This is a genomic window from Bacillus sp. 9.4 (genome assembly GCF_055486415.1).
Genome location: NZ_JBVFMU010000011.1, coordinates 1 through 13840 on the forward strand (window position 1 = coordinate 1; position 13840 = coordinate 13840).

Genomic DNA, 13840 nt, shown 5'->3' on the forward strand with positions numbered 1-13840 from the left:
GAAAACGCTCCTCCGTTAATGCCGGCCGATTCAAATAACCTCTGGCAACACCCGCTCCGGCAATGTACAGTTCGCCGGCGACACCAGAAGGCTGTACGGCTAAATGTGGATCTAAAACATACAAACGCGCACCGGGTACGGGCTTCCCAATCGGAATCCGCAAACGGTCCCTGTCCCGTTCTGGGTCCAACACGTAAAATGCCGCGTCTACCGTTGCTTCTGTCGGCCCGTAACCATGGATTAATGATACCTGTGGCAAGATAGAAGCAAAACGGGCTGCCGTACGCGGCGCAAGCGGTTCACCTCCGGCGAATACACGCTTTAGGTTTGTCCCGTCACCGAGCGCTAACATTTCCGCTTGATCTAGAAAGCTGTTCAGCATAGCCGGAATAAAATGAGCCGTTGTCACGTTTTCCTGATGAATGGCTTTTACGATCAATGCCGGATCTTTCTCCCAGCCGGGCGGAAGCAGATAAGCCGAAGCGCCGGAAAGCGACCACCAAAACAGCTGCCAGACAGACGCATCAAAGGAAAAAGAGGTTTTCACCATGACAATGTCATCTTCCGAAAGCGGAAACTGGTGCTGCATGCCGGTCAGAAAAGAAACAGCCTGACGGTGCTCAACGGCCACTCCTTTCGGCTGCCCGGTAGAGCCCGATGTATAGATGACATAGGCGAGTGAACCGCCGTCAGCTGGAGTAAACTCATGGTTTTCTGCTTTTTCGCTCGCAAGAGATGTCATGTCCACTTCAAGCATTTCGCCAGAAAAGTTTGGTGCGGAGCATCCCGGCTGTGTCAGCAAGAGCGATGCCCCGCTGTCTTTCAGCATGTAGCTCAGCCGCTCCTTTGGATACGCAGGATCAAGCGGCAAATACGCCCCTCCGGCCTTCAATACAGCAAGGACAGCGATCAGCATGTCAGGTGACCGCTCAGACAGGACACCGACGATACTTTCGTTTGTGACGCCGCGTGCCGCAAGGTGCGCAGCCAGCCGACTGGCATACAAGTCAAGCTCAGCGTACGTCAGCAAACCGCCGGAAAAGCGAATCGCTGGCCGCTCCGGTGTGACTGCCGCCTGTCGCTCAAACAGCCCATGCAGGGTTGGGGCTTCAGGTGAAACAGATACTGTCCTGTTATTTTGAGAAACGATTTTCCGTGTTTTGTCCTCATCTAGCAATGTCATCTTTGACACAGGAAGAGATGGATCAGAGATGACGTCAGAGATCATGTGCTGTAAATAATCTTTTATTTCGGACATCATATTTGGTTGATAAGTGCCTGTATGAAAATGAATCCGAACGTACAAAGTACGCCCTGGGATCACTTTGACACTGCATCTATAATTAGTTATCTCTTCCATCTCAAAATCTTTCACGGAGAAATCAAATGATCCAGCTTGATTCAGCTCTTCAATCTCTTGTTGAGTAGGTGTATTTTCAAAGACGATAATATGATCGATCAGCTCTTGTTTAAGAGCGCTCTGCGCCTGAATATCATATAAGGGAAAGTAACTATAAGCTTCTGCCTCAGTCATGTCCTTTTGCATTCTGCTGACTAGGTCAGAAAAAGACAGAAAATCACTTTGGACTCGAATAGGAATGGTATTGATAAAAAGTCCGACCATGTTTTCCACATCTTTTAGCTCAGAAGGTCTGCCTGATATAACTGATCCGAACACAGCATCGTCGCGGCGATTGAACTTTTGGAGCATGATTCCCCATAAAGCTTGGAAAACAGTGTTAAGTGTCGCACCACATGCTGCAGCGATTTTCTGTAATTCGGAGGTTTCTTTTTCAGGAATGGTAAACGTGATCTGTTGTAATGTCCCATCCGACATTTGATCTGTTCTTTTAGGCAGAGGCGAAGCTTGTTCGAAATGCTGAAGCCTCTTTTTCCAATACTCAGCTGCTTCTTCCCGGTCTTGCTGCATCAGCCATTTAATATACGTCCCGTACGGCTGTACGGGAGACAAATCAGGAAACTGCCCTTTTCCAAGCGCTTGATAAATATGGAGAAAGTCTTTAATGACGATGCCTAAACACCAGCCATCCATTAAAATATGATGGTGGCTCCAGATACAGACATAATGATCAGGCGCCCATTTTAAAATAGATATTCTCATCAGCACATCCGTTTGGAGATCAAAGCCTTTGGATTTATCCTGCTCTTTGAATGCCTCTGTACAATGTTCTTTATCTTTTTCATTGAGATGAGAAATATCTTCAACATGAACAGGGCAAGGACGTTGCTTGAGCACGACTTGACGAGGCTTGGCTACATTTTTATAGATGAATGCTGTTCGAAAGATATCGTACCTGTCAAAAACAGCATCCATACTTTTCTGGAAACGCTCCAAGTCGAGCTGTCCATTGATTGTAAAAGAAGCCTGTTCAAAATAAGCTCTCGACTGTTCATCATACAATGAGTGAAAAAGCATCCCTTCCTGCATAAATGACAAAGGGTATATATCCTGTATTTCAGGTTGCTGCGGCATCAGTGAATCTCCTCTCCTATAGTTTGTTGACGGCTCCCATGATCTCACTCAATTCATCAAGCGTTAAGTCTTCATCAGTGAAATCAGATGCGCTCCACTCTTGGTTTTCTTTGCCGGTACAATGCTCAATGATATTTTCCAGAGTCTGTTTAAAATGCCTTGAAAATGTTTGGATTGTTTTTTCCTCAAATTGAACCCTGTTATAGATGATGTGCATGTTCAGGCACCCCGAAGAAACGGCGCCGCTGATATCCAGTGCATAAGGACGCTCCCAGTTCGGGCTGATCTCATTTCCTGGCTTGATGTCAGACACCTCAAAGGCATTTGATTGAATATCCTGATCAAACTGGCCTAAATAATTAAAGCTGATTTCTGGGCTGTTTTTCTGAGAGCCCCATCTTTTGCTGATATATTTCAGCACGCCGTAGCCCGCGCCTTTATGCGGTATACGGTGCAGCATATCTTTTGTCTGTTTAATAAGGTGGCCCAGCCGCTCTTCTTTGTCCTTATGATCGGAATCTCTCATATCAAGCCACACAGGATAAATTGAGGTGAACCAGCCAACAGTTCTGCTAATATCGATGTCCTCAAAATATGATTCCCTTCCATGGCCCTCCATGCTGATTTTAAATTGGTTATTTCCCGTCCATTTCTGCAAAGCAAGACCTAAAGCTGTCAGAAGGATATCATTCATCTCCGTGCTGTAAGCTTTATGTGCAGCCGTTAATAGTAATTCTGTGTGATGGCGAGATAGTTCAAAATCAATCACTTCTGTATCTTTGAATATGTTAGATGCTGCGTCATTGTCTTTTGGAACAGGCTGGATGTGACGGTTCTCGCACTCATCCCAGTACGCTGCTTCGCGCTGCACCTGGCGGCTTTTAGAGTAATCAGCTATTCTTTGTGAATACGTTAAATATGAATCTGTTTTTTGCGGCAGTTTAATAGATTCTCCTGAGATTGCCTGTTTGTAAGCAGCTGAAAAATCCTCGAACAAAATTCGCCAGGAAACCGCATCAACAACTAAGTGATGAATCGTCAGAAATAAATGGTCACCATTCTCGGTTCTAAACAATCCAGCGTGAAGCAAGGGGCCGGTTTCCAAACGAATATGCTCTTGCATCCGGCTGGCTGCTTCCTCAATCGTGTTCCGTGCTTCTGTTAGTCTATCCTTTACATCAAACAGTTCAAGTGCATATAGCTCCTCATCTGAAAGATCTATCCCTCTGTTTATCTGCACCTGCCTGCCATCTTCATGCCGGCATACGATTCTCAGTGCATCATGATGAGTCACAAGGCTTTTTAGTACTTTTCTAAGCGCAGCCTCATCAAATCGTTCAGCCCGGTAGATCATAACGGACTGGTTAAAATGATGGCTTTCCAGAGATTGCGAGAAAAACCACTGCTGGATAGGTGTCCAAGTAATCTCGCCTTCGACCGGGCCTTGGTCAATGGCGCGTACGTCTTTTCGAACCCGGGCGGACAGTTCACCAAGAGTCTGATGTTCAAACATCTCACGTACTGTCGTTTCAAATCCGCGCTGCTTCAGTCTGGCACAAACCTGCAGCGCTTTAATAGAGTCTCCGCCAAGCTCAAAGAAATTGGCGCTTACACCCAGCTCTTTCACATTAAGAAGCTCCTCCCAAATTTCAGCCATCACCGTTTCAATCTCATTTCTAGGATTGATATCATCAGCTGTATAAGCGTGTTTTTCAGGTTCTGGCAGGGCTTTCTGATCGAGCTTTCCATTAACAGTCACCGGGATGCTGTCAATTTGTATCATACGGGCAGGCAGCATAAAGTCAGGCAAGGCGTTTTTTAGGTAAGCCCGGATGTCTGATATATTCGCAGCCTGTTGATCTTTTATCACCATGTAAGCATATATAGCTGTTTGCCCTTGCTCGTCTGCTCTGGTAATGACAGCCGCCTCTTTAATCATTGGATACTGAAGAAGCGCCGCTTGGATTTCGCCTAACTCAATACGGTGCCCTCTGACTTTCACCTGCTCATCAATGCGGCCTAAGTATTCCAGCTCGCCATTTGACAGGCGCTTAGCAAGATCTCCTGTTCGGTATAATCTGTCTCCCGGAAGATAAGGATTGGATACAAAACGGTCAGCGGTCAGCTCATCTCTGTTGAGATATCCCCGTGCCACACCTTCACCGCCTATATACAGCTCCCCTGGAACTCCGGTCGGCTGCAGGTTCATATGGGTATCCATCACATGAGCCTGCAGAGTAGAAAGCGGCCGGCCGATATTACTTTTATTTTTTGCAATGTCTGTTGCGGACAATTTTTTGAATGTTACATGGACCGTTGTTTCTGTAATACCGTACATATTAATCAAATCGGTGTGAGGATATTTTTCATTCCAGCTTTGAAGCAATCCGGGCTGTAAGGCTTCGCCGCCAAAAATCACGTAGCGGATGCTTAAATGATCTGTATGATTTTGATCTTCAAGCATCAAGCCGTAAAAAGCAGTCGGGGTCTGATTGAGTACAGTGACGCGCTCTTTTTTTAACAATAAACGGAATGCATAGGGGTCACGGGCTGTTTCTTTAGAGACCACGACTAATGTACCTCCGTTCAATAACGCACCGAACATCTCCCATACAGAGAAATCAAAGCAATAAGAATGAAATAACGTCCAGATGTCTTCATGGTTAAATTCAAAAGGCAGGTTTTGATGCTTCAAGAGACTGATCACATTGCGGTGCTCGACAATGACTCCCTTTGGCTGACCAGTCGTTCCAGATGTGTATATCACGTATGCGGGCTGATCCGTTACTATTTCTTGAATGTTTACATCAGCCGGAATTGAGTCGTTTTCACATTCATCGATATACAAAATTTGCCCGATGTAGTCTGCAGGTTTGTTTTGACCGCGCTCTGTCAGCAGCAGTTTTGCTCCGCTGTCATTGAGCATAAAGCTGATACGCTCCTTGGGATATTCAGGATCAATCGGCAAATAGGCCCCTCCAGCTTTTAAAATCGATAAAATGCCAATGATCATATCAGGTGACCGATCGAGCATCAGACCGACGATATCGCCAGATCTGACCCCTTGTTTGATCAGCATAGCAGCTGCCCGCTCGGCTTTTTCATTCAGGTCTCGATACGTAAGCTGAGAATGGCCGCACACCACTGCGATATGCTCCGGATACTGAGCGGCTTGCTTTTCAAATAAGCTTACTATGTTTTCATTTCTCGGATAAGCCGCATACTGCCCCATTTTTTCAAGGAGCAACCTACGCTCTGCAGCAGGAAGCAATTGCATGTCCGAAATTCTCATCTCGGTATCCGCCGTTACCCCTTTCACCAATTCAATAAAATAGGATGCCCACTGCGTAATGGTTTCTTCTTCAAAAAGAGCAGTGCTGTATTCAAAACGGCAGCGTATTCCACTCGGATGCTCCTCAGCGTGTAATGTTAAATCGAATTTGGATATATCATGTTTAGGAGTGACAGACGAAATCGACAGACCAGGCACTTCGAACCGGAAATCTTCACTGCTTTGAAGCACAAGCATCGCATCGAACAGCGGGTTGCGATTTACCTCTCGATTTGTATCGACCTTATCTGCCAGCTCCTCAAAAGGATAATCCTGATGCTCATAAGCGGTCAGAGCCAAGTGGCGAATGTCCTGCAAATAGGAGCTGAACGTTTTGTGGCCCTCGGGCTTGCTGCGCATCGCCAATGTATTGACGAACATCCCGATGACGCGCTCCAGATCGGCGTGCGGTCTTCCGGCAGCAGGCGAACCGACAACAATATCCTCTTGCCCGCTTAGCTTAGATAACAAAATAGAATAGACAGCCAGAAGAATCATATACAATGTTGTTCCCGTTTCAGCCATTAAACGGTGCAGCTCATCAGTCATGTCTTTATCAATGTTGACTTCAATTGTTCCACCGCTTAAATCAGGGAGACGCGGCCTTGTTTTATCAAGCGGTAATTCTAGTGTAGGAAGACTCCCGCCAAGCTGACCGAGCCAGTAGGCCTCCTGTTTTTTGTATAGCTCTTTCGGGTACTTCTCTTGCTGCCAAACAGCAAAATCCTTATAATGCAGGTTTAAAGCTGGCAACTCTTTTCCGCAATATAAGTCAGTAAATTCTTGGACAAGAGTGCTCATCGAGACACCGTCGGCAATAATATGGTGCATATCGAGCAGCAAAAAGCCGCGATTATTGCCCATTGTAATGACACATGCTCTAAAAAGCGGACCGGATGATAGATCAAACGGTTTGATAAAGGTCTCGATTGCAGACTCAAGCATTTGTTCTGATTCCATTTCAAGCTCTTTTAGATCAAAAGCTATCTCTGGATAAATGATCTGCACAGGCTCGTCTCTGTCAAGCACAAAAACAGTCCGTAATGCTTCATGCCGATTCACTAGTTCTGTGAGAACGCTTCTCAACCGCTGGCGATTCAGATTACCGCGTAATTCAAGTACAGCTGGCATGTTGTAGCCTGTGCTGTCATCTGCCAGCTGATGAAGAGCATATAATCGTTTTTGCGAGAAAGACAGCGGATAGACATCTCTTTGATCCGCAGGTTCAATCTGTGTAAAAGCGTGTTCTTTTAAGCTCATCAATTTGCCCGCCATGCTTTCAACCGTCGGATATGAAAACACCTCACTGAGCGGCAGCTCGACATTAAGCTTTTTATGTATTCTTGATACTAGTGCGGCCGCTTTTAAGGACTGTCCGCCTAACTGAAAGAAATCATCACGAATGCCGATGTGCTGTTTATTCAGCACATCTTCCCAAATATGTGCGAGATCAGCTTCGATTAAGGTTCGGGGCGCCATATATGTGACACTCGTATTGTTTTCTGGTTCAGGAAGCGCAAACCTGTCAAGCTTGCCGCTGGATGTTAATGGCATCCTGCTGATGTTGATAATACTTGCTGGGATCATATAGGACGGCAATGTCCCGACAAGATGCTGATACAAATCTGGGAGGCTGTTTCCCTTTTCTGGAACGATATAAGCAACGAGCTCCTTTTCCTCAGCAGAAACATCACGGGCCAGTACCGCGGCTTCCTTTACCCCCGGTGCTTGTCGAAGAACTGTTTCAATCTCTCTCAGTTCAATACGGTAACCCCTAATTTTTACTTGATCATCAAAACGTCCAATATATTCAATCGTTCCATCAGGCAAAAAGCGGCCTGCATCACCTGTTCGGTATAAACGCTCCCCTTCAAGGAATGGATGATCGGAGAATGCTTTCTGTGTCAGCTCTTGCTGTTTGTAGTATCCTCTCGCAAGACCCGCGCCGGAAATACACAGTTCACCCGCCGCGCCGATCGGCTGCATTTGATTTCCGTGCAAAACAAATACTTTTGTGTTTCTGATCGGGTGTCCGATCGTGATCCTCTCTTTTTCATTCAGATGCCGCAATATTGTTGTTGCCACACTGTTTTCTGTGGGCCCGTATTCATTTGCCAGTTCAGCAGAAGGACAAATCATTTGACTCAACTCAAGCAGATCAGGCGTGACCGCTTCACCCGCAAATGTCACAATACGAAGACTTTTTGCATCGTCAGCAGTCATCACTTCCAATAACACCCGGTACAGGGAAGGAACAATGATCATGTGGCTGACCTTATAACGGGCTATTTTTCGCTTAAGGGCCAGCACATCCTTCGCTTCGTCATCTGTTGTCAGCAGTACGCACGCACCGGATAAAAGCGGGGTAAATAAGCTCGTTACACAGCCGTCAAACACGTACGAAAACAAATGGAGGGATATATCCTGTTCGGTCATGCCATACTCTTCTCGTCTCCATTGCAATGTATTGGCAATACCGTGATGATCTACTAAAACCCCTTTAGGGCGCCCCGTCGTTCCCGACGTATAGATCAAGTAGGCTAGATCACCTGGCGGCATATTTGGATCTGTTTGGTAACTTTCTGTATGTTCTATCGTTATCGTATTTCCTTCATAGGACGGAGGGATCAAGGAAATAAGGTCTTCTTCTATCAGCAATTGAGCCGCTTGACTGTCCTTCAGCAGGAAAGAAAGACGTTCTGCTGGAAAATGTGGATCAAGCGGCATATAAGCACATCCCGCTTTCCAAATCCCAAGCAAAGCTGCAGGCATTTCCATTGACCGGCCCATCATTACAGCAACGATATCTCCAGATCCAACGCCTTTTTCTATCAGAGCGTGCGCAATCTGATTGGCTCTTACTTGTAACTGGCGATAGGTCCAGCATTCGTTTCCCATTTTCAATGCAGCAGCTTCAGGTGTTTTGTGAGCTTGTTCCTCGAACAATTGGGGTATCGTTTTGTTCACATAAGGACGCTCAGTTTCGTTAAACAATTGGATAACCTGTTGCTCCTCCGGCGGCACGATATTGATGTCACTGACGGCAACATCGGGATTTGTCAAAATGCAATCCAGTGCTTGCTTTAGATGCCCCTGAATCCTCAGCATCTCCTCCCGCTCGTAAACGTCTGCGTTGTAGCTGAATTTGATATAAAATGATTCTCCCGGAACGATAACGATATTAAAGTCGTAATTGGTTTGTTCCGACATTGAAATGTCACTCAGTTTCAGAGCGCCTTCGTCATTTTCACTCTCCACGCTTAATGCCTGATGAAGCTGTACAGGGTAATTTTCAAAAACAAAAATATGATCGATCAACCCTTGCTTCAATGGACTATGGTTTTGAATCTCATAAAGCGGATAATACCCATGCTGTTCAGATGATAAAATATCCTCCTGCACGGCTTTGACCAGCGAAGAAAACGTTATGCCTTCCGCAGATCGGATTCGCACTGGAACAGTATTGATAAACAAGCCGACCATTGATTCAATCCCGTCAATCGCTGACGGGCGTCCCGAAATGACGGAGCCAAAAACGGCATCATCTGCAGCATTATATCGATGGAGCAGCACGCCCCAAATACTCATAAACAGCGTGTTTAATGTCACTCCCCAGTTTTGGGCAGCCTCTGTCAGTTTCTCAACCATATCCGACGCTAATGAAAAGCTGACCTGGTCGGCTTTATAATTCCCGTCTGCCGTGCGGCGCTTTATTCGGGGAATAGAAACAGTATTGCCGTACTCCTTCAAATATTCGCTCCAGTAGGCAGCAGTCTCTTCTTGATCTTGTTCTCCGAGCCATTCAATATAACGGCTGTACGGCACCGTGCTGCCAAGCTGTACAGGTGAGTTATTTTTGAGCGAATCATACATGCTGAAAAACTCTTTAAGAATAATGCCGAGACACCACCCATCCATGATGATATGGTGATGTGTCCAGACACATGTATATTGGCTGTCTCCTCTATCAAAAAGGGCAAGACGCATTAAAGGATCTTTTTGCAAATCAAATCCTTTTTCCCGATCCTTAGTCATAAAAGCATCAATCAGCGTCTGCTGTTCTTGATCAGCCAGGCGAGAAATATCTTCTCTATATACTGTCAATTCCCGGTTTGATAAGACTACCTGCTGCGGACCTGTAAGATCTGGTACTTCTTTAATGAAAATCGTTCTGAAAATATCATATCTAGAAACAAGAAGGTTTAAGCTCTTTTGAAACGAGTCGACGCATAGATTCCCTGTGATCGTAAACGAGGTCTGTTCGATATATGCTTTCGAGCTGAAATCCATTAGTGAATGAAACAGCATTCCTTCCTGCATGTGCGATAACGGATAAATATCTTGAATTTGTGCCGATTGTGCCATCAATTCCACACACCTTTTCAAAAGTTAAAGATCTTTCACGAGATCTTCGATGCTAGATAATGCAGACAACGTTAATTCTTTATTGCTGAAATCGCTCAATGTTTTTTCGCGTGCTTTTTTCTGCGAACAATGCTCAATCGTCTCGATAAGATGCTTGTGAAAACGATCCATAAAGCACTCAATTGAGTGTTTGCTGAACACCTGGGTGTATACCGCTTTTACTTGAAGCCGTCCGTCCGTAATGAGAGCGTTGATGTCCAGCTCATACTCTCGTTCTCTTTCACCCGCTATTTCGTAACGGGGCTTGTAATATGATAATTGAAACGTTTCAGCTTCCTTCTCTTCGCTAAATTGACCGAGATAATTAAAGCTGACCTCAGGCTCTTTATGCCGCAGTTCTCCTATGTGTGTTAACAATCCGTATCCAGTTCCTTTGTTCGGTACTCTTCTCAGCATATCTTTTGTCGTCTTAATTCGGTATGCGAGCTGATCCTCGAAAGGCTCGGGAATACCCATGTCTAGCAAAATAGGATAAATGGAGGTAAACCATCCAACGGTCCTTGAAATATCAATGTTTGGCACATGCCCTTCTCTGCCGTGTCCCTCAGTGCTGATCACGATTTGGTCATGCCCTGTCCATTCAGAAAGCGCCATTCCTAAAGCCGTAAGCAAAAGTTCGTTGGCATCAGTACCATAGGCTTGCTGGGTTTCAAACAGCAATTTTTCAGTCCAGTCCCCGGATAGTACAAACGCAGCTGCGTCGCTGTTCATTTGGAGTCTGTCCGGCACATTTTCTATGTCCTTAGGAAGAAAAGCAGTGTGAGCGTCTAAAATCGTTTGCCAATACGGTTTCTCTGAAAGCAATTGTTTACTTTCAGCTATTTGGGTAAGACCATCGGCGTAGGATAAATAAGAATCCGTTTTTGGCGGTAATTGGATTTCTTTCTTTTCTAAAGCCTGTTGATATGCTGCAGCTAAATCTTCAAGCAGAATTCTCCAAGAAACGCCATCTATCACAAGATGATGAAATGCAATCAGCAAATGATCCCCTTCTGCCGTTTTAAACAAACTTGCTTGCAGCAAAGGCCCTTTTTCTACATTCATTTTGCTTTGAATGACGGTTTCCTCAGCGGCAAGTTTTTCATCAAGGTGAGTCCTTTCCAGCGATGCTTTTGTCCAATCTGAAATATAAAGGCCAAACAGTTCATGATCCTTGTGATTGATTCCGCGATTAAACTGAATGACATGGCCGTTTTGGTCACGTTGGAAAATCATGCGAATGGCATCATGATGCTCGGTTATTTTACGCAGCGCTAGATGAAGCGCGTTAGCATTGAATCCTTTTTCACTTAAAAGCATGACGGACTGGTTGTAATGATAGTGAAAAGCATGTACCTGTCCGAAAAATCTTCGCTGAATCGGGGTGAGTTCAGCTTCACCTTCCGCAGGTCCCTGGTCTGCTTGAGATGCCAATGATGTGATATGTCCGCATAGTTCCTGAATCGTTGAATAACGGAATAAGTCGCGTATTGTCATGCTCCAGCCTTCAGCTGCCAGACGTGCTGCTACTTGTAATGCTTTAATTGAGTCTCCGCCAAGCTCAAAAAAGGAATCGTGAATGCCGACTCGTGACATGCTCAGTACATCTTCCCATATATACGCCATCGTTTTTTGTATGTCGTTAACTGGTGCGGTATATGGACGCGATAACACATTATTTGGAGCCGGCAAGGCATTTCTGTCCAGCTTTCCGTTTAGGGTTAGCGGCATGTTTTCTAAAGGAATCAGATGTGCAGGAATCATATACGCTGGCAGCTCCTTTGTTAAAGCAGCACGGAGAGCATTCGTATTGACGTCTGAAGGCACAATATATGCTGCCAAACCAGCCTGTCCATTCTTATCATGCTGAATGGCAACAGCAGCTTCTCTGACAAGCCCCGTTTGAAGCAGAACACTTTCAATTTCTTCTGTTTCAATTCTGTATCCATTTATCTTCACTTGATAATCCATTCGGCCAAGAAGCCGGATCGTTCCGTTTGGAAGCCAGCATGCTCGATCACCGGTTCTGTACAGCCTTTCTCCAGAGACAAATGGATTTTCTGTAAATTTCATTTGCGTTAAGTCAGGTTTATGATGATAGCCTTTCGCAACACCTGCCCCGCCGATGCACAGCTCGCCGGCAACACCGATCGGCTGAATTTGATCAGTCTGGCTGAGTACGTACATGTGTACATTCGGCAGCGGGCTGCCGATTGGCACGTTATCTCCCGTACACTCTCCACCCACACTAGTTTCATAGAAGCTCGAATCAATGGTTGCCTCTGTGACACCATAGCTATTAATGATGCGCATGCTTTGGCCAAAGCGATCTGTCAATGTTTTGAAATCTTGAGCTTTCACCATGTCGGAACCAAGAATCAGTATGTCTAAGTCATGAAGCTTGAACTGGTTACGGTATACATACTCCATCACCGGGATAATGAGAGCCGGTGTCGACTCCATCACCGTGATTCTCTGAGAGTTCATGATTTTATATATTTCAGCAGGTTCCAGCCGTGTTTCATCTGGGCAAACGATTAGAGTCCCGCCGTTGGTCAATGTTCTCGCCAAATCTCCTGAGAAGACATCGAATGAAAAGCTCGCGATTTGAAGCAGTCTGACAGGCTTCCGATCCAGCTCATATATTTGACGCCAAGCAAGAGCAGCATGAGTAAAGTTCCGATAGGTGACAATAACACCTTTAGGCGCACCCGTCGTTCCTGACGTATAAATGATATATACCGGCTCTTCAGGAGCAGGAGATAAGTTAAGGTTGCAGTTACTTTCTTCATAAGAGCCCTCATCGTCAAGGAAGATGTGAGACATCTCAGATTCAGGCGAGTTCGAAATCAAATGCTTCAACTCTCTCTGTAAAAGAAGAATATCTGCCCCGCTATCACGAAGAATGTATTCAATACGAGCTTTTGGATAATGTGAATCGATTGGGATATACACTCCGCCAGCTTTCATCACTGCCAGAACTCCAACAATTGCATCGATGGACCGCTTGGCTAAAACAGCCACAGTTGGCTTCGGTCCTTTTCTGTTTTGCAATGTTCGTGCCAGCCGATTGGCTCTTTCATTTAGAAGGCGATAGCTAATCTCTGTTTCGTTATCAATAACAGCTATATGTTCTGGAATTTCTTCAGCTTTCGCTTCAAATATGCGATGAAAAGGAACATCTTTTTGAGCAAATTCAACCTGAGTTTTGTTAAATCCAAAGACTATTTTTTGTTTTTCTTTATCACTAAGTATGTTTATTTGTGCAAGGCTTGTTTCAGGGGTTGAAAGTGCCGCATGCAGAAATTCGGTAAAATGATCGGCCCAGCGTTCAATCGTAGCTTTCAGGAATACTTCTGTACTAAATTCCATTTCGCAGCAAATAGATCCACTTATTTCCGTAGCTATTAATGTGATATCAAATAAAGAAATGTGATGTGCGAAATTGGCAGGCCGGACTTTTATTTCTCTCAGATCTATGTCTTGTTTTTCCACATTTTGAAGGATAAACATCGCATCAAACACTGGGTTCCGGCTCATATCCCGTGTCAATTCAAGCTTATCAACAAGCTCTTCGAACGGGTAATCTTGGTGCTCAAAGGCTTCCAATG

General features: G+C 45.2%; 2 protein-coding genes and 1 pseudogene. All 3 read right to left on the reverse strand.

Annotation, left to right across the window (positions count from 1 at the left end; genetic code table 11):
- A partial coding sequence (locus ACZ07B_RS22060) for a non-ribosomal peptide synthetase (protein ID WP_464877678.1) occupies positions 1 to 2494 on the reverse strand: 2494 nt, incomplete at its 3' end.
- 16 nt (positions 2495 to 2510) lie between these two features.
- Positions 2511 to 10190: a plipastatin non-ribosomal peptide synthetase PpsB gene (gene ppsB, locus ACZ07B_RS22065; RefSeq protein WP_464877679.1), complete on the reverse strand. Its 7680-nt coding sequence runs from the start codon at positions 10188 to 10190 to the stop codon at positions 2511 to 2513.
- Positions 10191 to 10214: 24 nt separating this feature from the next.
- A pseudogene (gene ppsA, locus ACZ07B_RS22070) lies at positions 10215 to 13840 on the reverse strand (plipastatin non-ribosomal peptide synthetase PpsA); the annotation flags it as partial.